At 66.3% G+C, this 19257-nt stretch carries 22 protein-coding genes and 1 tRNA gene; 14 read left to right on the top strand and 9 right to left on the bottom strand.

The genetic code is table 11. From position 1 onward, the window contains the following. Positions 1–37: 37 nt before the first annotated feature. Entirely contained in the window at positions 38–1291 is a 1254-nt protein-coding gene (locus AC3WT0_RS04190; RefSeq protein ID WP_492751716.1) for a dihydrolipoamide acetyltransferase family protein, read from the top strand. Between the two features lie 57 nt (positions 1292–1348). Next, complete coding sequence (locus AC3WT0_RS04185) at positions 1349–1597, top strand: hypothetical protein (protein ID WP_492751714.1); 249 nt, start codon at positions 1349–1351, stop codon at positions 1595–1597. A 138-nt stretch (positions 1598–1735) separates the two neighbouring features. On the opposite strand, the gene AC3WT0_RS04180 is transcribed toward AC3WT0_RS04185, so the two are convergent. Next, positions 1736–1812, bottom strand: a tRNA-Arg gene (locus tag AC3WT0_RS04180). 59 nt (positions 1813–1871) lie between these two features. Between AC3WT0_RS04180 and AC3WT0_RS04175 the strand changes: the two genes are divergently transcribed. Further along, a complete protein-coding gene (locus tag AC3WT0_RS04175) occupies positions 1872–2606 on the top strand; it encodes a queuosine precursor transporter (protein ID WP_492751712.1) in 735 nt (244 codons plus the stop codon). A 48-nt stretch (positions 2607–2654) separates the two neighbouring features. On the opposite strand, the gene AC3WT0_RS04170 is transcribed toward AC3WT0_RS04175, so the two are convergent. Next, the gene (locus AC3WT0_RS04170; RefSeq protein ID WP_492751710.1) at positions 2655–3311 is read right to left on the bottom strand and encodes a PEPxxWA-CTERM sorting domain-containing protein; all 657 of its coding nucleotides are present in this window, start codon (positions 3309–3311) and stop codon (positions 2655–2657) included. A gap of 231 nt (positions 3312–3542) precedes the next feature. Here AC3WT0_RS04170 and AC3WT0_RS04165 point away from each other — a divergent pair, with 231 nt between their 5' ends. Together AC3WT0_RS04165 and AC3WT0_RS04160 are read left to right on the top strand one after the other, a co-directional pair. Continuing rightward, the gene (locus AC3WT0_RS04165; protein ID WP_492751708.1) at positions 3543–5135 is read left to right on the top strand and encodes a DNA polymerase III subunit gamma/tau; all 1593 of its coding nucleotides are present in this window, start codon (positions 3543–3545) and stop codon (positions 5133–5135) included. A gap of 1 nt (position 5136) precedes the next feature. Beyond that, positions 5137–5469, top strand: a complete 333-nt coding sequence (locus AC3WT0_RS04160; RefSeq protein ID WP_492751706.1) for a YbaB/EbfC family nucleoid-associated protein — start codon at positions 5137–5139, stop codon at positions 5467–5469. Positions 5470–5553: 84 nt separating this feature from the next. On the opposite strand, the gene AC3WT0_RS04155 is transcribed toward AC3WT0_RS04160, so the two are convergent. Next, positions 5554–5817: a hypothetical protein gene (locus AC3WT0_RS04155; RefSeq protein ID WP_492751705.1), complete on the bottom strand. Its 264-nt coding sequence runs from the start codon at positions 5815–5817 to the stop codon at positions 5554–5556. Between the two features lie 357 nt (positions 5818–6174). Here AC3WT0_RS04155 and AC3WT0_RS04150 point away from each other — a divergent pair, with 357 nt between their 5' ends. After that, on the top strand, positions 6175–8142 hold the full coding sequence (locus AC3WT0_RS04150; RefSeq protein ID WP_492751704.1) for a ribonucleoside-diphosphate reductase subunit alpha: 1968 nt from the start codon (positions 6175–6177) through the stop codon (positions 8140–8142). A 199-nt stretch (positions 8143–8341) separates the two neighbouring features. On the opposite strand, the gene AC3WT0_RS04145 is transcribed toward AC3WT0_RS04150, so the two are convergent. Next, the gene (locus AC3WT0_RS04145) at positions 8342–8905 is read right to left on the bottom strand and encodes a helix-turn-helix domain-containing protein (RefSeq protein ID WP_492751702.1); all 564 of its coding nucleotides are present in this window, start codon (positions 8903–8905) and stop codon (positions 8342–8344) included. Positions 8906–8995: 90 nt separating this feature from the next. Between AC3WT0_RS04145 and AC3WT0_RS04140 the strand changes: the two genes are divergently transcribed. Further along, on the top strand, positions 8996–9556 hold the full coding sequence (locus AC3WT0_RS04140; protein WP_492751701.1) for a DUF6456 domain-containing protein: 561 nt from the start codon (positions 8996–8998) through the stop codon (positions 9554–9556). Between the two features lie 5 nt (positions 9557–9561). On the opposite strand, the gene AC3WT0_RS04135 is transcribed toward AC3WT0_RS04140, so the two are convergent. The 3 genes from AC3WT0_RS04135 to AC3WT0_RS04125 all read right to left on the bottom strand — a co-directional run bounded on the left by AC3WT0_RS04135 (position 9562) and on the right by AC3WT0_RS04125 (position 11751). Beyond that, positions 9562–9693 carry an entericidin A/B family lipoprotein gene (locus AC3WT0_RS04135; protein WP_492751700.1) on the bottom strand — a complete coding sequence of 44 codons (132 nt, stop codon included), beginning with the start codon at positions 9691–9693 and terminating at the stop codon, positions 9562–9564. A gap of 294 nt (positions 9694–9987) precedes the next feature. After that, on the bottom strand, positions 9988–11535 hold the full coding sequence (locus tag AC3WT0_RS04130; RefSeq protein WP_492751698.1) for a sensor histidine kinase: 1548 nt from the start codon (positions 11533–11535) through the stop codon (positions 9988–9990). Between the two features lie 45 nt (positions 11536–11580). Beyond that, a complete protein-coding gene (locus AC3WT0_RS04125) occupies positions 11581–11751 on the bottom strand; it encodes a NepR family anti-sigma factor (RefSeq protein ID WP_492751696.1) in 171 nt (56 codons plus the stop codon). A gap of 247 nt (positions 11752–11998) precedes the next feature. Between AC3WT0_RS04125 and AC3WT0_RS04120 the strand changes: the two genes are divergently transcribed. The 3 genes from AC3WT0_RS04120 to AC3WT0_RS04110 are packed head-to-tail and all read left to right on the top strand — an operon-like array spanning position 11999 to position 13700. Continuing rightward, positions 11999–12796, top strand: coding sequence for a response regulator (locus tag AC3WT0_RS04120; protein ID WP_492751694.1), 798 nt, complete (start codon positions 11999–12001; stop codon positions 12794–12796). Between the two features lie 60 nt (positions 12797–12856). Continuing rightward, positions 12857–12988: a hypothetical protein gene (locus AC3WT0_RS04115; protein ID WP_492751692.1), complete on the top strand. Its 132-nt coding sequence runs from the start codon at positions 12857–12859 to the stop codon at positions 12986–12988. Between the two features lie 49 nt (positions 12989–13037). Next, a complete protein-coding gene (locus AC3WT0_RS04110; RefSeq protein WP_492751690.1) occupies positions 13038–13700 on the top strand; it encodes a sigma-70 family RNA polymerase sigma factor in 663 nt (220 codons plus the stop codon). Between the two features lie 67 nt (positions 13701–13767). Here the strand turns inward: AC3WT0_RS04110 and AC3WT0_RS04105 are convergent, their stop codons facing one another. Further along, positions 13768–13929: a hypothetical protein gene (locus AC3WT0_RS04105; RefSeq protein WP_492751689.1), complete on the bottom strand. Its 162-nt coding sequence runs from the start codon at positions 13927–13929 to the stop codon at positions 13768–13770. 116 nt (positions 13930–14045) lie between these two features. On the opposite strand from AC3WT0_RS04105, the gene glnE reads away from it, so the two are divergent. The 4 genes from glnE (at position 14046) to erpA (ending at position 18556) form a co-directional block, all read left to right on the top strand. After that, positions 14046–16739 carry a bifunctional [glutamate--ammonia ligase]-adenylyl-L-tyrosine phosphorylase/[glutamate--ammonia-ligase] adenylyltransferase gene (glnE, locus tag AC3WT0_RS04100; protein WP_492751687.1) on the top strand — a complete coding sequence of 898 codons (2694 nt, stop codon included), beginning with the start codon at positions 14046–14048 and terminating at the stop codon, positions 16737–16739. Beyond that, on the top strand, positions 16736–17194 hold the full coding sequence (locus AC3WT0_RS04095) for a peroxiredoxin (RefSeq protein ID WP_492751685.1): 459 nt from the start codon (positions 16736–16738) through the stop codon (positions 17192–17194). Before glnE ends, AC3WT0_RS04095 begins: the two co-directional genes overlap by 4 nt. 263 nt (positions 17195–17457) lie before the next feature. Then, complete coding sequence (locus AC3WT0_RS04090) at positions 17458–18180, top strand: M23 family metallopeptidase (protein ID WP_492751684.1); 723 nt, start codon at positions 17458–17460, stop codon at positions 18178–18180. Between the two features lie 58 nt (positions 18181–18238). Beyond that, complete coding sequence (gene erpA / locus AC3WT0_RS04085) at positions 18239–18556, top strand: iron-sulfur cluster insertion protein ErpA (RefSeq protein ID WP_492751682.1); 318 nt, start codon at positions 18239–18241, stop codon at positions 18554–18556. Between the two features lie 16 nt (positions 18557–18572). On the opposite strand, the gene AC3WT0_RS04080 is transcribed toward erpA, so the two are convergent. Then, positions 18573–19163 (bottom strand): hypothetical protein, encoded by a 591-nt coding sequence (locus tag AC3WT0_RS04080; protein WP_492751680.1) that lies wholly within the window; start codon positions 19161–19163, stop codon positions 18573–18575. Between the last annotated feature and the right edge of the window lie 94 nt (positions 19164–19257).

Below are 19257 nucleotides of genomic sequence, written 5' to 3'. Positions count from 1 at the left end.
CCTCGACTTCGCTCGGGATGAACGGGAGAGAGTTTGAATGGCCCGCTACACATTCCGCCTGCCCGACATCGGCGAAGGTATCGCCGAGGCCGAAATCGTCCACTGGCACGTTAAGCCCGGCGACCGCATCGAGGAAGACGGCAAGCTCGCCGACATGATGACCGACAAGGCGACGGTCGAGATGGAATCGCCCGTTGCCGGCGTCGTCGTCGAGATTGCGGGCGAGGTCGGCGATGTCGTCGCCATCGGCTCCGCGCTTGCCGTCATCGAGGTCGAGGGCGATGTCGACGAGCCTGCCGCCGTCGAAGCGCCTGCCGAGGACGTCGAAGTCGTGGTCGTCGAGGTTGCGCCGGCCCCGGTCGAGGCGGCGGAGACGCCCCAGCCCGCTCCGGCGCCTGCGCCCGAACCTGCCGCAGCGCCGCCGGCTCATGCTGCGGAGCGTGTGCTTGCTTCGCCCGCCGTGCGCGATCGAGCCCGCGCGCTGGGAATCAATCTGGCGCAGGTGAAGGGCGAGGGCGGCCGCATCCGTCACGCCGATCTCGACGCCTATCTCACCTACAATACCGGCCAGGGCTTCCGCCCCGCAGGCGCAGCGCGCGCCGACGAGGCAGTGAAGGTCATCGGCATGCGTCGCCGCATCGCCGAGAACATGGCCGCGTCGAAGCGCCATATCCCGCACTTCACTTATGTCGACGAGATCGACGTGACCGATCTGGAGGATATGCGCGGCGACCTGAACGCCAATCGCGGCAACCGGCCCAAGCTGACCATGCTGCCGCTGCTGATCGTCGCGATCTGCAAGGCGCTGCCCGAATTTCCGATGATAAACGCGCGCTACGACGACGAGGCGGGCGTGGTGACGCGGCACGGTGCCGTGCATCTGGGCATGGCGACGCAGACCGACGCCGGGCTGATGGTTCCGGTCATCCGCGACGCGCAGGCGAAGAATGTCTGGCAACTCGCCGGCGAGATCGGCCGCCTCGCCGATGCTGCGCGCACCGGCAAGGCGAAGTCCGACGAGCTTTCGGGCTCGACGCTGACGGTCACCTCGCTCGGGCCGCTCGGCGGCATCGCGACGACGCCGGTGATCAACCGCCCGGAGGTCGCGATCATCGGGCCGAACAAGATCGTCGAGCGCCCGGTCTTCCGGGGCGACGACATCATTCGCGCCAAGCTGATGAATCTGTCCATTTCCTGCGATCACCGCGTGGTCGACGGCTGGGACGCGGCGAGCTTCGTCCAGCTGGTGAAGAAATATCTCGAGACGCCGGTTCTGCTCTTCGCGGATTGAAGGCGCTTCGCCGGACCATGGCTGGCGGGTGAGGCGCGGTGCGGCTAGGAGGCGGGGATGCGTATCCTTGTCCTGCTTCCGCTTGCCGCGCTGCTCCTGTCGGGTTGCGTCGTGCGCACCGCCGCCAATGTCGCGACGCTACCGGTCCGCGCGGTCGGCAAGACCGCCGACTGGATGACGACCAGCCAGGAAGAAGCCGATCGCAATCGCGGCCGGGCGATGCGCAAGCAGGAAAAGCGCGACGCCAAGGAACGCAAACGTCAGGAAAAGGAAGCCCGCCGCCTCGCGCGCGAGCAGGGCAACTGATCGGACCGAGGGATGGCGCGCCCGGCAGGAGCGACTTCGAACCCGTCCGGGTTCGCAAGGCCGACCGGCCGCCCGAGCTTATGCGAGGATAGCCAAGCGGACGGATGTCCGCGCCGGCGATTGAGGCAAGAAAGATATTGGCGCGCCCGGCAGGATTCGAACCTGCGGCCCCAAGCTTAGAAGGCTCGTGCTCTATCCAACTGAGCTACGGGCGCGTCGCGCACGCGCATAGCCCGGATTGCGCGCGGGCGAAACAAGGATAGTCTTTGCGCCCATGATCAACGACGCCGCGGCCGTGCCCGCCAGCCACCATGTCAGCGCCGGCGCGATCGCCGGCCGGCATTTCCGCTATTTCGATTTCGTCATGGCGGCCTTCGTCGTCATCCTGCTGCTGTCGAACGTCATTGGCGCGGCCAAGCCGGCAAGCATCGGCGGCTTCGTGTTCGGGGCCGGAATCCTGTTCTTCCCCGTCTCCTATGTGATCGGCGACGTGCTGACCGAGGTCTATGGCTATGCCCGCGCGCGCCGCTGCATCTGGGCGGGGTTCGCGGGGCTGATCTTCATGGCGGTGATGAGCTGGGTGGTGGTTGCGCTGCCGCCTGCCGCCGGGTGGGACGGGCAGGCCGCCTATGAGCAGGTGTTCGGGCAGGTCTGGCGCATCGTGCTCGCCTCGATCACCGCTTTCTGGGCGGGCGAGTTCGTCAACAGCTATGTGCTGGCGCGGATGAAGATCTGGACCGGAGGCCGGATGCTGTGGACGCGGACGATCGGCTCGACGATATTCGGCCAGGCGGTCGACAGCGCGATCTTCTATCCGATCGCCTTTCTCGGCGTGTGGAGCACCGGGCAGGTGCTGACCGTGATGGTGACCAACTGGGCGCTCAAGGTGCTGTGGGAAGTCGTGCTGACTCCCGTCACCTATGTCGTCGTCGGCTTCCTCAAGCGGCGCGAGGGCGTCGACATCTTCGATGACGGGACGGACTTCACGCCGTTCAGCGCAAAGGTTTGAGACCGAACGCCCCCGCCCGGCCATGTCGGGCGGGGGCGCTTTGAACGGTCAGGCCAGCGTGTAGCCCGCGCGGCGGCGGGTGCGCATCGCGCCGCCGACAAGGCCGAAGCCCGCGATGAGCATCGCCCAGGTCGTCGGCTCGGGAACCGGCAGCGCCGAGAGATAGACGCGGTCGATTACGAAATCCTTCGCCGGAAAGCCATTGCTGGTGAAGCTGAAGGTGAAGTCGCCGGTCGCGGGCGCCGCGAAGCTCGTCGTCGCGAAATAATGCTGCCAGGTCTGCACCGGCAGCTCGCTTGCCGTGAAGCTGGCGAACTCGACGCCGTTGAGCGAGGCGCTGAACGCCGCGCCATTGGGGTTCGCGTTGCCGTTGGCGGGCTTGTAGACATCGAAGCCGAACGTGTAGGTGACGCCCGCCTGCAGCGTGACCGTCTGGGTCAGCGTCTGCGGATTGGCGATGTCCGACACGAAATAGGCGGCATGGCCGCCCACGGCGTCGAGGCCGGGATTGCCGACGGCGTTGTCCGGCCCCACTGGCTCGCCAAAGGCGCCCGTCGGGTAGCCCGCGCTGGAGTTATAATCGATGACCGACGGCGGATAATCGGTGGTGCCGCCAACGGTCCAGCCGTTGAAGCCATCCTCGAAGCTGCCGTTGACGAGCAGGTTGGTCGCGGCGAAGGCCGGCGACGTGATGGCCGTGGTCATGGCCAGTGCAAACAAAGTTTTTTTGAGCATCACTCTACCCCTTGGAACGAACATTCCGCTGGCAGCAAGATGCCGACCAACGGCCGAATCCCGTGCTTCGCTGGGATCCGTTAGGCTGTTGCGACCGTTTTTTGTCAGATATTTCGACGGGATTTACCATGTTTGACAGCATCGCGCAAACCATGCGCATCGCTTCGACAGCGCGCGCCGGGCGAGCTACTGTGCATCGTCATGGCTGATTCCCAACCCTATCGCGTGCTCGCGCGCAAATATCGTCCGCAGACATTTTCGGCGCTGATCGGGCAGGACGCGATGGTCCAGACGCTGGGCAACGCGATCAAGCGCGACCGGCTGGCGCACGCCTTCCTGCTCACCGGCGTCCGCGGTGTCGGCAAGACGTCGACCGCGCGGCTGATCGCCAAGGCGCTCAACTGCATCGGGCCGGACGGGCAGGGCGGGCCGACGATCGATCCGTGCGGCGTGTGCGAGCCTTGCGTCGCGATCGCCGAAGGGCGGCATATCGACGTGGTCGAGATGGACGCCGCCAGCCATACCGGCGTCGACGACGTGCGCGAGATCATCGAGGCCGTGCGCTATGCCGCCGTCTCGGCGCGCTACAAAGTGTACATCATCGACGAAGTCCACATGCTGTCGAAGAACGCGTTCAACGCGCTGCTGAAGACGCTTGAGGAGCCGCCGCCGCATGTGAAGTTCCTGTTCGCCACCACCGAGGTGAACAAGGTGCCGGTGACCGTGCTGTCGCGCTGCCAGCGTTTCGACCTGAGGCGCATCCCGGCGGAGATGCTCGCCCGGCATTTCGGCACGGTCGTCGAGGCCGAGGGCGTGAAGGCCGAGCCCGAGGCGCTGGCGATGATCGCGCGCGCGGCCGAAGGGTCTGCGCGCGACGGGCTGTCGATCCTCGATCAGGCGATCGCCCACGCCGATATGGAAGGCAGCGGCGGCGTGACCGCGCTGCAGGTGCGCGAGATGCTGGGGCTGTCCGATCGCGGGGCGATCCGCCGGCTGCTCGGGCAGGTGCTCGAAGGCGACGCGCCCGGCGCGCTCGCCGCGCTGCGCGCGCAGCATGATCTGGGCGTCGAGCCAGTGGCGGTGCTCCGCGCGCTGCTCGAGATCGTCCACGGCATCACCGTCGCGCGCGTCGGTGGAGGCGAGGATCCCGCGCAGTCGGGCGAGGAGCGCGAGGCCTATGCAGACTGGGCGAGCCGGATGAGCTTCACCGCGCTCCACCGGCTCTGGCAGTTGCTGCTGAAGGGACATGACGAAACGGCGCGCGCCGCCCTGCCGCTGGAGGCCGCCGAAATGGCGGTGCTGCGCGTCATCCACGCCAGCGGCCTGCCCGATCCCGGCGCGCTCGCCGAGCGCCTGTCGGGCGCCGCGCCGGCTGCGCCTGCCGCACAGCAGAGCGCGCCTGCGCCGCAGGCCGCGCCACCATTGCCCGTCGATTTCCGCGCGCTTGTCGATCTGCTTACCAATGGCGGCCGGCATCAGCTTGCGCAGCAGCTCCACGATTTCGTCGGGCTCCAGCGCTATGCCCCGCCCGAGATCGCCTATCGCCCGGCCAAGCCGCTGCCGAGCGACTTTGCGCGCGATCTTGGCGCCGCGCTCAAGGCGCTGACCGGCGTCACCTGGACCGTGACGAGCGAGGACGGCCCGGCCGAACTGCCGCTGCTCGATCAGGAGCGCGCGGTCGAAAGCGCGGCGCGCGACGCGATTTTGGCCACACCGATCGTGCGCGCGGCGATGGAGGCCTTCCCAGGCGCGGAGCTGATCGACTACACGCCCGGCGATATCAGGAGCGCATGACATGGACCTCGAAAAGATGATGCGCGCCGCGCAGGAAGCGGCGGAAAACATCCAGAAGCAGATGGGCGAGGCGCAGGCCGCGCTCGATAAGATCGAGGTCGAAGGCGCCTCGGGCGGCGGGCTGGTGAAGGTCCGCGCGACCGCCAAGGGCCGCGTGATCGGCGTCGAGGTCGACGAATCGCTCCTCGCCCCGACCGAGAAGCAGATGCTCGAGGATCTCATCGCCGCCGCCTTCAACGATGCGCGCACCAAGGCCGATGCCGCCTCGTCCGAGGAAATGGCCAAGATGAAGAGCGGCCTGCCGCTGCCCCCGGGGTTCAACCTGCCTTTCTAGGCCTGCGGCGGCATTCCACCGCCGGCCATGGGGCCGGAGCGAGCACGGCATGTTGCGCCCGGCCTCTCGATCCTGCTCACCGCGTCAGGCGCCATCGTCCATTCGCCGGATGATGAAGCCCGCGTTGGACAAGGCGCTCAGCACCATCTCCGCCGCGAGCTGCTTAATCTCTTTCGACAGGTGGTCGAGCTCGGTCAGCGTGTTCAGGCCTTCGAGGATGGCGCCGACCTTCGTATCTCGGTCATCGGTCCAATGGGACATGCGCGGCCCTCCGGTTGGGATTTCGACTGTCGCGGCCGTTCGCGGCGCGCCTCTCCTGGCTAGCGCGAGGGTGCGGATGGTGTCCATGCTCAGATTCAGCGGCCGGCGCGATTTTGGCGGTGCGACATATTTTGGGGGCATATTTTTTCGTTCCCCCCACGTTCTCTTGCGCGATCCGGAAAGGCTGGAGCGACCACGCGTCGCGGGGGGTGGGGTGCGGTGAAACGAATCCCTGTGGCGATGAACCGAGTCTTCAATCCGTCATTTACGGTCTTGCGTCTCGCGGCGGTTGTGACACTATCAATGGTGTTGAGCCGGGGAGCAAAACCCAAGGGCTAGTGGTTTGATGCATGCGACCCCATATCGCGTGCCAGCTGCCTTTGCCCTGTGGAAAGCGGGGATTAGGCGATTTTCGCACCCCGTTCCCGCCTCTTGGGTGATAGGATGGGGGTTCGCCCCCGAGTCGAACGGATAGTGAACGAGCGGGGGTCGGACGTGGATTTCAGAGATACGCAGGGAAGCGCGAACGACGTGAGCACAACCGAACTCGAAGCCATCGCCGCCAAGGCGGCCGAGGCCGAAGCCGCGCCTGCCGAAGGCGGGTCGAAGGAAGTGCGTCCGCGCCCCTTTCCGGTCGATGTCGATCACAGCCGCGATGCGCTGCTGACCGATTTCGGCAAGGAGACGCTGAAGGACCGCTATCTGCTGCCGGGCGAATCCTATCAGGATCTCTTCGTCCGCGTCGCTTCGGCCTATGCCGACGATGCCGCGCACGCCCAGCGCATCTACGACTATATCTCGAAGCTGTGGTTCATGCCCGCCACGCCCGTTCTCTCGAACGGCGGCACCGGGCGCGGCCTGCCCATTTCCTGCTACCTCAACTCAGTGTCCGACAGCCTCAACGGCATCGTCGACACCTGGAACGAGAATGTCTGGCTCGCCTCGCGCGGCGGCGGCATCGGCACCTATTGGGGCGGCGTGCGCGGCATCGGCGAGCCCGTGGGCCTCAACGGCAAGACCAGCGGCATCATTCCCTTCGTCCGCGTGATGGATTCGCTGACGCTGGCGATTTCGCAGGGTTCGCTGCGTCGCGGATCGGCCGCCTGCTATCTCGACATCTCGCATCCCGAGATCGAGGAGTTCCTCGAGATCCGCAAGCCGTCGGGCGACTTCAACCGCAAGGCGCTCAACCTCCATCATGGCGTGCTCATCACCGATGCGTTCATGGAGGCGGTGCGCGACGGCGCCGAATGGACGCTCACCAGCCCCAAGGACGGATCGGAGCGCGGCAAGGTCGATGCGCGCGCGCTGTTCCAGAAGCTGGTCGAAACCCGGCTGGCGACGGGCGAGCCCTATATCGTGTTCATCGACAAGGTGAACAACACGATGCCCAAGCATCATCGCGAGCTGGGGCTGAAGGTCTCGACCTCGAACCTCTGCTCGGAAATCACGCTGCCCACGGGACGTGATCATCTGGGCAATGACCGCACGGCCGTCTGCTGCCTGTCGTCGCTCAACCTCGAGACGTGGGACCAGTGGAACGGCGACAAGCAGTTCATCGAGGATGTCATGCGCTTCCTCGACAACGTCCTGTCGGACTATATCGAGCGCGCCGAGCCGGGGATGGAGCGCGCCGCCTATTCGGCCAGCCGCGAACGCTCGGTCGGCCTCGGCGTGATGGGCTTCCACAGCTTCCTCCAGGCGCGCGGCCTGCCCTTCGAGGGTGCGATGGCGAAAAGCTGGAACCTCAAGGTCTTCAAGCACATCTCGGCGCAGGTGAACGAAGCCTCGATGCATCTGGCGGTCGAGCGCGGGCCGTGCCCCGACGCCGCCGATCGCGGGGTGATGGAGCGTTTCAGCTGCAAGATGGCGATCGCGCCGACCGCGTCGATCTCGATCATCTGCGGCGGCACCTCGGCGTGCATCGAGCCGATCCCGGCCAACATCTACACGCACAAGACGCTGTCGGGCAGCTTCTCGATCAGGAATCCCTATCTGGAAAAGCTGCTTTCCGAGAAATCGAAGAACAGCGACGCGGTGTGGAACACGATCCTCGAGAAGGGCGGGTCGGTCCAGCATCTCGATTTCCTGAGCCAGGAAGAGAAGGACACATACAAGACCAGCTTCGAGATCGACCAGCGCTGGATCCTGGAACTGGCCGGCGACCGCGCGCCTTATATCGATCAGGCGCAGTCGCTGAACCTGTTCATCCCGGCCGACGTCGAGAAGTGGGATCTGCTGATGCTTCACTTCCGTGCGTGGGAACTGGGCATCAAGTCGCTCTACTATCTCCGCTCCAAGTCAGTGCAGCGCGCGGGCTTTGCGGGTGGCGTCGAGGCCGACAACACCATCGATCTCAAGCAGATCGAGGTCGAGGCGAAGGACTATGACGAGTGCCTGGCGTGCCAATGACGGGGTCATTGGCCACGGCAGGCACTCTGGCGTGCCAATGACGGGGTGATTGAGGGGACGAAGCCCGGATTTCTTCTCCTCGATATCGTGCCGGGGCGGGATGTTCGGTCTCGACGACAGGCGCGAGGCGGGCTTCCCGGCGCGCGGCCTGCTATTCAGCGCAAAAACACCGGCGACACGCGAACGGACGCGCGTTCGTCTATAGCTGCCTCACCAGCTTCACGGCGCGCGCGAGCCAGGGGGGATCGGCGATCACCTGCTGGCGCGCGCCAGCACCTGGCGGCAGGAGGTGGAGCTTGCCGTCGTCGCGGCCGATGAGCCGGCCGAAGGCGAAGCGCCCGGCGGGGCGCGGCACGAGCACATCGCGGTTGAGCGCGCCGGCAAAGGTTTCAGGGCCGAGGCGCTCGCACCAGATTTCGTCGCCGGCGCGATAGTCACCGGCGCCGCTCTCGACGATCACCGCAATCAGCGCAGGGGCGGGCTGGGGCGGGATCACACGCGCCTCGGCGCGCGGGGCGTGCGCCCCGTCATGGCCGAGGATCGCCGCCACGGGGATATCGGGGCGGTCGGGGAGAGTGACGAGATCGGCGGCGTCGACGCCCAGCGCCTTAGCGATACGATTGAGCCAGCCCACCGACACGGTGCGCGTGCCCGTCTCCAGCCGGCCGATCGTCTGCGCGGTGGTCGGCGGATCGCAGCGCGCGCCGACTTCGGCGAGGGTCAGCCCCTTGGCGCGGCGCACTTCGCGGATGGCGGTGATCATGATGTGCTCCGTATAACCATATCGGTTTTTCTCTTTCCTACAATATTGCCGTTAAGGCAATAGAGTCGCTCGACGGGCAAGGAGGCGACGATGGCGACCGGCGTGAAATTGGTGGAGCGTGGCATGCGCGCGGACGGCGGCGCGAAAAGCGGGCGGGGGACGACCGGGGCGGGGAAGCGCGAGCGGCGCAGCGTCACCGTCAACCTCGCCGAATCGCCGCTGACCTGGCTGCATGCGCGCGGGCATATCAGCACGCGCCAGCTCGATGCCGGCGAGCTGCTGCGCGCCGACTGGGAGCGCGCCGGGCTGGCGCCGCGCGTGGCGATGAACTGGTCGCCGACGGCCGCGGTGGGCGGCCGGCGCTCCGGCTTCGATCCGGCGGCCGCGACGATCGCCCAGATCAGCGCCAAGCGGCGCTTCGAGGCGGCGGTCGATGCGGCGGGCCCCGGATTGAGCGACATCGCCTGGCGCGTGATCTGCGCGGGCGAGGGGCTGGCGGGGGCGGAGCGCGGACTGGGCTGGCCGGCGCGCGCGGGCAAGCTGGTGCTGGGGCTGGCGCTCGACCGGATCGCCGATTTCTATCGGTTGGCGGGGAGCACGAAAGCGCCGCCGGCCTGGGCAAGAACCGGGGCCGGCGGCGGCGAGCGCTGAAGCGCTTATTTGTTGATCGCGTCCTTGGTCGTCTTGCTGGCCGACTTCAGATCGTCGCCGGCGCCGGACACGGTGTTGCATGCGGAAACCGCAATGGCGCCCGCAATCACGGCGGCGGTCATCAACTTGCGAAGCATAACTTGTCTCCCATTCGTTGCACGCCCGACGGCGCGCGCCGGAAAGAAATGCGCGAAGTCGAGGTTTCGTTCCTCAACCGCAAGGATCGATAAAAAGGCCGGAAAAAATATTGGGCCCGAAACGCCGAGGGGGGGAATTCGGCTGTTTCGGGCCCGTGTCTTGGATAGCGAGAGCGGGGGGGCAAAGGTCACTATCCGAACAGCACAACGTGCTTCCCGCGCACGGGTTCCATCGATTTCGGAATATTTTTAGCGGCGGGCAATTTTCCGTTCGGGCATCGAAATGCCGTCGCCTCATTCGATTCCGCTATTGGCGAAGCCCAGGCTGTAGCTGCCTTCGCTGGCGTCGAAGACAAGCGACGAGCGGAGCTGCCGCGCCAGGCCTTCGAGAATGCGGGCATATTTCTGCTTGAGCTTGCTGTCTGCATGGCGGCCGGCCAATGCTTCGGAGCGAACGGTAAGACGACTGCGACCGCCTTCATCGCCGTCCCCGACCCGGATGACGATCGGCATCGCAGGGCCGCCCAGCATCGAAAGCTCGACAAGCTCGGTAACGATAAAGGCAAGCGCAACCGCCACATCCTGCGTGACGTAATAAGGTGCGGCCTCGATGTGGATGTGGAGCGGGCCGCCCGTCGAGGGGGCGGTGGCGCGCAGATTGGCCGCAAGTTCGCCCAGCAGCGAGCGGAGGGGGATGCCGCGATTTTCCTCCAGCTCGGCATAATGGTTGCGGTGGACCACGGCGAGCGCATCGACGCGGCGCTGGATCGAGGCATAGGCGTTCGCGGCCTCGGTCGACCTGGCCGATCGCGCATGAAGGCTGATCAGGCTGGCGATGACCTGGAGATTGTTCTTCACGCGGTGATGCACTTCGCGCGTCAGCCGGGTCTGGCGGCTGAGGCCCAGCGCCAGCTCGGCTTCGTGCGCCGCCACCGTCTCGGTGATCGTACGGAAAGTTTCGCCCAGTTCGCGAATCTCGCGGGCGGGCGTGGTCAGCCGGCGTCCGGCGCCGAAGGGCAGGCCGGGCTGATAGGATGCGATCGCCCGGCGCAACTCGCCCAGCGGACGCAGCAGCATCCGATCGACCACAAGCCAGCCGATCGCCGCGGCCGAGGCCCACATCAGGATCGGCATCAGCATCGTCAGCATCTGCGACGAGGTGAAAGGCGCGGCGTGGACCTCCATCGTCAGCGACGCGCCGATGCGCGGCACCGCGACGGTCATCGTCGCTGTACGTTCGAACGCGCCCGCGCGAAACGTGTCGATCAGCGGGATGAACTGCGGCCCCGATCCGATATCGAGACGGTAGCCCGCCGCGAAATCGGCGGGCGCCGCAATGCGCGCCAGCTGTTCGCGCGGGTAGATCGCCGATGCGCGATAGCCCCCCGCCGGGGGCAGGTCGATCCGCAGCAACGCCTTTTGCGTGTCGATCGCGACATCCTGATTGCTGTCGGCCTCGGTCATGCGCGGCGGCGGCGCGGCGACGCCCGGCGTTCCGCACAGTGCGCGGCCGTCGGGACCGGATATCACGAAAGCGGTGGGCTCGCCGCTCGCCGTCGACAGCGTGTCGCGCACGCGCCCGCACGCAATTTCGGGTGCTTCGCCGCGCGCCAGCAATTCCGTGGCCCCGCGCAGCGTTCCGGTATCGACGGCGATTTCGGCGCCGAGCCGCCGAGCGCTTTCGCTGACCGCCACGCGCAGGGCGGAGCGGCGTTCGAGATCGACGTTGCGATTGGTCTGGAGCGAAGCGAGAAAAAGGATCAGCCCGAGCGGAAAGAGCGCGAGGCTGAGCAGGGCGAACATCTTGGCGCCGGTCGAAAGCCGCGCCAGCCGGTCCGACATATCCGCGGTCGCCTCGGAGTCGAGCGGCGCATTCACGACGATCGCTCAGCCGAGCTTGCGCAGAAGCTCCAGCATGTCGTCAGGAACCGTCTCGTCGACGGTCTGCTGATAGACGGTCCGCAACGCACGACCGACGCTGCCGTTCGCGCTTTCATCATCCCGTCGCCGTCCCTTGCCGCGTGGAGTCGTGCCTTTTTTCACGCTGTCCGAAGCCAAGGCACTCCCCCTATCAACCCGTTCTGCGTCAAGCATCTGATTCAACGCTTTTCAACCGTTTTTCTCATCATCGCCTCAGTCCTGCGATGGTAAGAGCATGGGGACTCGCGCGCAGGATCGTTGCGATGAAACCAAATTCGGGATTGTTTGTTCCATGCCAAACGCGCTTTGATCAAGCGCGTGCCGAACTGTGACAGTGTTGCCGCACTTCGGGGTTGAATGGGTTCGACGAGGAGAGCCGTTTTATATGTCGCTTGGTCAGCAATTGGCGCCGCATCTGCCGTTCCTTCGCCGCTATGCGCGCGCGCTCACGGGCAGCCAGCCGCAGGGCGATTCCTATGTGAAGGCGGCGCTCGAGGCGATCGTCGAGGCGCCCGACCAGTTCCCCCGCGACGTCGATCCGCGGCTTGGCCTCTATCGCACCTTTCAGGTGATCTGGACGTCGGCCAATCCCGACGAACGCCCGATCGCCCTTGGCGACGACGCGAACGAGGATATCGCCCGCGCGCGGCTGGGCCAGATGACGCCGCTGCCGCGCCAGGCGCTGCTGCTGACGGCCATGGAAGGCTTCACACCCGAGGATGCGGCCTATCTGATCGACACGACGCCCGAGGAAATCGAGGCGCTCGTTTCTGACGCGTTGGCGGAGATTGAGCGGCAGACGCGGTCCAAGGTGCTGATCATCGAGGACGAACCGCTGATCGCGATGGATCTCGAGACGATCGTCCGCGATCTGGGCCATGAGGTGACCGCAATCGCCGTGACCCGCGACGAGGCGGTGGCGGAGGCGCGCGCCGAGCGGCCGGGCCTCGTGCTTGCCGACATCCAGCTTGCCGACGACAGTTCGGGCATCGATGCGGTGAAGGATATCCTCTCCGAATTCAGCGTGCCGGTGATCTTCATCACCGCTTTCCCCGAAAGGCTGCTGACCGGCGAGCGGCCCGAACCCACCTTCCTCATCACCAAGCCCTTCCAGCGCGCGACGGTGAAGGCCGCCATCGCGCAGGCGCTGTTCTTCGATCGGGAAACCGTTCCGGCTGCGTGACGGATGGAACTCGCAAGCGTGCGGCTCGTTGGCCTCTCATAACGATAGATGGGATGGGTCATGTCAGGTCGGGAAATTCATCGCAGCGCGCAGCAGGCGCGCGCGGGAAGCACGCCGCATGTGGTGCGCTATGTTCTGATCGCCTCGCTGGCGCTCGCGATCGTCGCGATGCTGGCCGTGGTGCTGGTCTGAGCGCGGCATGTTTTCATCCGCCGCGCGCGACAGCGAACCGGATGCGCCGATGACTGTGGCTTCGACGGATGCCGAACCCGTGCAGCACGAGACGTTGTCGGATGACGAGTTCAAGGCCGAGATCGGCCTCGTCATCCCGCATCTCCGCGCCTTCGGGCGCTCGTTGTCGGGCAATCGCGATCTTGCCGACGATCTCGTCCAGGAGACGCTGATGAAGGCATGGGCAGCGCGCAAGCGCTTCCAGGCCGGCACCAACATGCGCGCGTGGACCTTCATCATCCTGCGCAATCTTTATCTCTCGCAGATGCGCCGCGCCCGCTTTCGTGGCGAGTGGGACGATCTGACCGCCGAACGCATCCTGGCCGCACCTGCGGGGCAGGACAAGCAGATAGAGCTGGCCGACATGCAGCGCGCGCTGATGCACCTGCCGCAACCCCAGCGCGAGGCGCTGATCCTCGTCGGCGCGGGCGGATTCGCCTATGAGGAAGCGGCAGAGATTTGCGGCGTCGCCGTCGGCACGATCAAGAGCCGCGTCGCGCGCGGCCGCGTCGCGCTCGAGGCGTTGCTCAACGACGGCTCGCTCCCGTCACGCCGGCAAGGCCCGGAAAATGGCGGGCGCAGCGTGCTCGATTCGATCATGGACGAGGTGAACGATCTCAGCCACGGCGCAGTCGGCCGTGTCGACGAAGGCGACGAGAGCGAGGACGATTGATCAGGAGGCCGCGCCGATCCCGGCGAGGCTTCCCGATCGTCTTCGATGATTGCCGCCCGCCCGCGCCTTATCTGAGCTTGGCGAGCAACTCCATCAGATCGGCAGGCAGCGACCCGTCGCGCTGGCCGTCATAGGCCTTGCGCAGCGCATTGCCGACCCCGGCCTGCGTCGAGGCGCGTACCCTGACCATATGGGCCGCCCGCGCCACGTTCTGGTTGATCCTGCTCATGCCCCTCAGAACGCGCGGGGGGCCAAGCAGTTGCTTTCGGGCACATGAAAGCGTTGTCATCCGATCGGACGAAGCCGGGCATTGAACGCGCACGGCGTCCGGTCCAAAGCCCCGATATGGAGAGCTTGTCGAAAACATCCTTTGAGGACGCAATTGCGCGCGCAGACGCGCATGCGCCCTTCCTGCGCCACGCGCTTGGGCGACGGCCCGATCTTGCCGCGTTGCTTGCGGGGGCGAGGATCAACGAAGCGCTGGCGCTGGCCTGGGCGGATGACGAGCCCGATGCGCCCGTGGCGCGGCGGCTGAGGCGACGGCGCGAAGGGGTGATGCTCGCGCTTGCCGTCGGCGATCTTGCAGGAGCGCTGCCGTTCGAGGCGGTGGTCGAGGGTTTGTCCGATCTCGCCGATCGCTCGCTCGACGATGCGATTTCAGCCGCCATAACCGAGCGCGTGCCCGATGCGCCGGTCGCGGGATTCGCGGTGATCGCGCTTGGCAAGCATGGCAGCCGCGAGCTCAACTTCTCGTCGGACATCGATCCGATCCTGCTCTTCGATCCCGCGACGCTGCCGCATCTGGCGCGCGAGGATGTGGGCGAGGGCGCGGTCCGTTTTGGCCGGCGCGTCGTCGAACTGTTGCAGGCGCGCGATGGCGACGGGCATGTCTTCCGCGTCGATCTGCGGCTGCGGCCGACGCCCGAAGTCACGCCTATCGTGCTGCCTTACGAAGCGGCGATCGGTTACTATGAATCGAGCGCGCGGACATGGGAGCGCGCTGCCTTCATCCGCGCACGCGCCTGCGCGGGGGACAAGGCGCTCGGCCAGTCCTTCCTCGATGCGATCCGATCCTTCGTGTGGCGTCGCAATCTCGATTTCAGTGCGATCGACGAGATCAGGGCGATGTCGGGGCGGATCCGCGATCATTATGCACAGGGCCAGCATTTCGGCCCCGGCTATGACCTGAAACGCGGGCGCGGCGGCATTCGCGAGGTCGAATTCTTCGCGCAGATACATCAGCTCATCCATGGCGGGCGCGATGCCTCGCTGCGTGCCGGGGCGACACTGCCGGCGCTTAAGGCGCTGGCCGACGCGGGACGGATCGACGCCGTCGACGCGGCGCGGCTGGCCGAAGCCTATCGGCTGTTCCGGACGATCGAGCATCGCCTGCAGATGGTCGACGACCGGCAGACGCATGCGCTGCCGGACAAGGGCGATGCGCTCGACAATGTCGCGCGCCTGCACGGGCTGGCCGATGGCGGGGCGCTGATCGCGCTGCTTGCCCCGCATGTCGAGGCGGTGGGACGCATCTATGACGCGCTCGACGATCGCAGCGACCGGCGCCTGCCGCGCGATCGCGCGGGGCTGGGCGAGGCGCTGGCGCAGGCCGGCTTCACCGGCGATGCCGCAGCAGCGCGAATCACGCACTGGCGCGACGGGACATTGCGGGCCTTGCGCAGCGAAACCGCGCGCGCCGCGCTGGAGGCCGTGCTGCCTGCGCTGGTCGAAGCGTTCGGCGCCGCGCCCGATCCCGAGGCCGCGATCAACAGTTTCGATCGGATGGTCGCGGGGCTGCCGAGCGCGATCAACTTCTTCCGGCTGATCGAGGCGCGCCCGGCGCTGATGCGGATGCTGGCCGAGATATTGAGCCACGCGCCGACGCTGGCCGAACTGCTCGGCCGCCGCCCCGAACTGCTCGACGGGCTGATCGACGCGAGCGCGCTCGCGCTTCCCGGAGATGTCGATGCGCTCGCTGCGGCCTTTGCGGCGGGGGAGGCGGGCGACGATTATCAGGCGGTGCTCGATCGTACCCGGCGGCGCGTCAACGAGAAGCGCTTCGCGCTCGGCGTCCAGCTCATCGCCGGGCTTTCCGATCCGCTCGACGTCGCGGCCGGCTATGCGCGCGTCGCGGAGGCGGCGCTGAACGTTTTGGGCGGGGCCGCCGTCGCGGAGTTCGAGGCGGCGCACGGTCGCGTCCCCGACAGCGAGCTGGTCGTGCTCGCGCTCGGACGCTTCGGCGGCGGCATGCTCACCCATGCATCGGACCTCGACCTCATCTATCTGTTCACCGGCGATTTCACCGGCATGTCGGACGGGCGGCGGCCGCTGGAGGCGACGCTCTACTACAACCGCCTCGCTCAGCGAGTGAGCGCCGCGCTGTCGGTCGCAACGGCCGCCGGGCCGCTCTATGAAGTCGACACGCGACTGCGCCCGTCGGGCGCGCAAGGGTTGCTAGCCGTCTCGCTCGACAGCTTCTCGCAATATGAAAGCGAGCAGGCGTGGACATGGGAGCATATGGCACTCACCCGCGCACGGCCGGTGTTCGGATCGCCCGCCGCACGCGCCGCCGCGCAGGCGATCGTCGATGAAACGCTGGCGCGCCCGCGCGATCCGGACGTGGTCGATGCCGACGCGATCCGCATGCGGTCCGACATCGCGAAGCACAAGCCGCCCTTCGGCCCGCTCGACGCCAAGCTGGTGACGGGCGGCCTCGTCGATCTCGAATTCTGTGTCCATGTCGCCCAGCTCGAGCATCGGATCGGCTTCTCGCCTTTTCTGCCCGATGCGATCGCGGGGCTGGTCGCCGCTGGATATCTCGATCCGGGCTTCGGGGAGGCGCATGACATGCTGACCCGGCTGCTGGTGACGCTGCGCCTTGCCGGCAACGATCCCGCGCCGGCATCGCAGGCGCTGGTCGCGCGCGCCTGCGGCTATGGCGACTGGAGCGAACTGCTTGCGGCTTATGACCGGGCGCGGCAGAGCGTCGGCGCCCAATGGGCGCGAATCGTCGCGCGGCATGAGGAACGAAACGGATGATCGAGGAAGGCCAGGCCGCGCCCGACGTGGCGTTCGAGACCGAAGATGGCGGCACCGGCCGCATTTCCGACTATCGGGGTCGCAAGCTCGTCCTCTATTTCTACCCCAAGGACGATACGAGCGGCTGCACGCGCGAGGCGCTGGATTTCTCGGCGCTTGCCGATCGCTTCGCTGCGGCCGGCGTGGATATTCTCGGCGCGTCGAAGGACAGCGTGAAGTCGCACGCCAAGTTCGTCGCCAAGCATGATCTGAAGGTAGCGCTCGCCAGCGATCCCGAAGGCGCGCTGTGCGAAGCCTATGGCGTGTGGGTGGAGAAGAGCCTCTACGGCCGCAAATATATGGGGATCGAACGCACGACCTTCCTGATCGACGCCGAAGGGCGGATCGCCAGAATCTGGCGCAGGGTGAAGGTCGCCGGCCATGCCGAGGCCGTTCTCGCCGCCGCCACGGCCTGATCCGCGCCCCGATTCGAGGCGCGCCGACGCGGCCTAATAGCTAAATGTAATATTATGATTCGCGGCGCCGTGGCGCTCCGTTCATCCATGGTTCAACGACTCACCGCACCCACCAAGCGGTCCAACGCGCGATCGCCCACTTTGTGTTGATCTCATTAACCCCTCCGGACAGACATGGTTCCGTTCGGTGCGGGGGGCATTACCGCTACCGTCGACAAACAAAACCACGTGTCGGCTCGCGTCGGCGCGCGAGAAAAGGTCGCATGTTCAAGATGGTCGCACTCAGCAAGACCGCCGCTGGCATCGCGCGCTTCGCCGCCGCCACGCTCCTCGTCATCGGATTTGCCGGCGCCGCCAATGCCGCTCCGCAGGCCGCCGTCGCCGCCAAGGCGACCACCGCCGCCGAGGGTGGTCCCTTCGAGCAGGTCGACACCCGCACCGTCAGCAACGACGGCGATCCCCAGTTCAAGGCGCTGTTCATGTCGTGGACCCGCGCCGACCGCAAGGAACAGGGCGTGATGGCCGTGCCCTCGCGCAAGCCCGTCAACGACGTCAACTTCTCCAGCTATTTCGGCGTCCGTTCGGATCCGTTCCGTCACAGCGCCGCGATGCATGCCGGCGTGGATATTCCCGGCGCGACGGGCACTCCGATCTACGCGACCGCCGATGGCGTGGTCGAGCGCGCGGGCCGTGCCGGCGGCTATGGCAACCTCGTCGAGCTCAACCATGGCCGCGGCATCCAGACGCGCTACGGCCACCTCTCGCAGATCCTCGTCGCCGAGGGCACCCGCGTGAAGCGCGGCGACCTGATCGCCCGCATGGGTTCGACCGGCCGTTCGACCGGCCCGCACCTCCACTACGAGGTCCGCCTCGACGGCCGCGCCGTCAACCCGATCCCCTTCCTCGAGACCGCCGACGTCCGCTATGCGGTCAACCGCACCTCGGAAGGCGCGCAGCTCGCTCAGGGCGGCCCGATCGAAGAATAAGCATCTTGCCGGTCGTCGCGACGCTACCTATCTCGCGACCGTGACCGAAGCAGCCCAGATGGACATCACCAGTTCCGCCGCCGCGCGTGTCGCGGCGATCGCCGCGCGCCAGGGCAAGCCTGCCATTTTGCGGCTTGCGGTCGATGGCGGCGGTTGCTCGGGCTTTCAATATCGCTTTGGCCTCGCCGACACGATCGAGGACGACGATCTCGCCGTCGAGCGCGACGGGGTGACGCTGGTCGTCGATTCGATCAGCCTCGATCTCGTGCGTGGCGCGCAGGTCGACTATGTCGAAAATCTGGGCGGGGCGGCCTTCAAGGTCGAAAACCCCAATGCGGCCTCCGGCTGCGGCTGCGGATCGAGCTTCTCGGTCTGAACGTTAGGGCGTTCGCTTAGCGCCGCCGTCTCTCCTCCGGAATCCAGCATTGTTCAATGGAGTTGAGCCGGCAGATAGGCGCGGTCCAGCGACTGTTCACCAGTGCTTTTCGTTGAATGCGCGCAGTCGCATAAGCCTGACTCTGCTGAGCGATCCGTGTGGATGGAGTTGAGGGTGTACGCTGCGCGGTCGCCTTGGGCTGAGGGCGCGCTCCGGATTTCGAGATTTTCCAAGGACTCCAGTGGACGGCTTTGACCTTCTCGCCGTTGGGGATCATCCCGATGAGATATTGTCCGTTCGGGACTTGCGCGACGAAGAGGCAAGGGCTGATCGAGATTTGATCAGAACAGACGCGATCCCAGAATATTTTGTAGCGTCCCGTCGTTATCGAGGAGGTGAATCCGGCGTGGTTTGCGACGATCTCACCATCTGGATAGAACCCAATTGTAAGAAGATCGCCGGAGCTTATCGAGAGACCGACGACGAAATCGCGAAACGTCGGGCCGGTCAGAAGCACGGTGCCCTTGGGCAGCTCGGCTGTGGTTATCGCCGCAGCTGGCGACGCCAGCACCCCCAATAGGGCCATTCCGATCATCAGCTTGTGCATGCTCATGCCTCTCGTGTCTGCCGACATGATATCTTATCATCACTACCATATCCTTCGCTGGCCGATCGCCCCCCCCTCTGGCGTCCGGCCATCG

The sequence above is a fragment of the Sphingomonas sp. EU05-FHT14C10 genome, assembly GCF_058790595.1.
The sequence above is the reverse complement of the archived record's forward strand: the minus strand, read 5'-3'. Positions and strand labels throughout refer to the sequence as shown.

Coding starts and splice junctions, on each gene's coding strand:
- AC3WT0_RS04190 (WP_492751716.1), top strand. CDS start 38: ATGGCCCGCTACACATTCCGCCTGCCCGACATCGGCGAAGGTATCGCC.
- AC3WT0_RS04185 (WP_492751714.1), top strand. CDS start 1,349: ATGCGTATCCTTGTCCTGCTTCCGCTTGCCGCGCTGCTCCTGTCGGGT.
- AC3WT0_RS04175 (WP_492751712.1), top strand. CDS start 1,872: ATGATCAACGACGCCGCGGCCGTGCCCGCCAGCCACCATGTCAGCGCC.
- AC3WT0_RS04170 (WP_492751710.1), bottom strand. CDS start 3,311: ATGACCACGGCCATCACGTCGCCGGCCTTCGCCGCGACCAACCTGCTC.
- AC3WT0_RS04165 (WP_492751708.1), top strand. CDS start 3,543: ATGGCTGATTCCCAACCCTATCGCGTGCTCGCGCGCAAATATCGTCCG.
- AC3WT0_RS04160 (WP_492751706.1), top strand. CDS start 5,137: ATGGACCTCGAAAAGATGATGCGCGCCGCGCAGGAAGCGGCGGAAAAC.
- AC3WT0_RS04155 (WP_492751705.1), bottom strand. CDS start 5,817: ATGGACACCATCCGCACCCTCGCGCTAGCCAGGAGAGGCGCGCCGCGA.
- AC3WT0_RS04150 (WP_492751704.1), top strand. CDS start 6,175: ATGGGGGTTCGCCCCCGAGTCGAACGGATAGTGAACGAGCGGGGGTCG.
- AC3WT0_RS04145 (WP_492751702.1), bottom strand. CDS start 8,905: ATGATCACCGCCATCCGCGAAGTGCGCCGCGCCAAGGGGCTGACCCTC.
- AC3WT0_RS04140 (WP_492751701.1), top strand. CDS start 8,996: ATGGCGACCGGCGTGAAATTGGTGGAGCGTGGCATGCGCGCGGACGGC.
- AC3WT0_RS04135 (WP_492751700.1), bottom strand. CDS start 9,693: ATGCTTCGCAAGTTGATGACCGCCGCCGTGATTGCGGGCGCCATTGCG.
- AC3WT0_RS04130 (WP_492751698.1), bottom strand. CDS start 11,535: ATGTCGGACCGGCTGGCGCGGCTTTCGACCGGCGCCAAGATGTTCGCC.
- AC3WT0_RS04120 (WP_492751694.1), top strand. CDS start 11,999: ATGTCGCTTGGTCAGCAATTGGCGCCGCATCTGCCGTTCCTTCGCCGC.
- AC3WT0_RS04115 (WP_492751692.1), top strand. CDS start 12,857: ATGTCAGGTCGGGAAATTCATCGCAGCGCGCAGCAGGCGCGCGCGGGA.
- AC3WT0_RS04110 (WP_492751690.1), top strand. CDS start 13,038: ATGACTGTGGCTTCGACGGATGCCGAACCCGTGCAGCACGAGACGTTG.
- AC3WT0_RS04105 (WP_492751689.1), bottom strand. CDS start 13,929: ATGAGCAGGATCAACCAGAACGTGGCGCGGGCGGCCCATATGGTCAGG.
- glnE (WP_492751687.1), top strand. CDS start 14,046: ATGGAGAGCTTGTCGAAAACATCCTTTGAGGACGCAATTGCGCGCGCA.
- AC3WT0_RS04095 (WP_492751685.1), top strand. CDS start 16,736: ATGATCGAGGAAGGCCAGGCCGCGCCCGACGTGGCGTTCGAGACCGAA.
- AC3WT0_RS04090 (WP_492751684.1), top strand. CDS start 17,458: ATGTTCAAGATGGTCGCACTCAGCAAGACCGCCGCTGGCATCGCGCGC.
- erpA (WP_492751682.1), top strand. CDS start 18,239: ATGGACATCACCAGTTCCGCCGCCGCGCGTGTCGCGGCGATCGCCGCG.
- AC3WT0_RS04080 (WP_492751680.1), bottom strand. CDS start 19,163: ATGCACAAGCTGATGATCGGAATGGCCCTATTGGGGGTGCTGGCGTCG.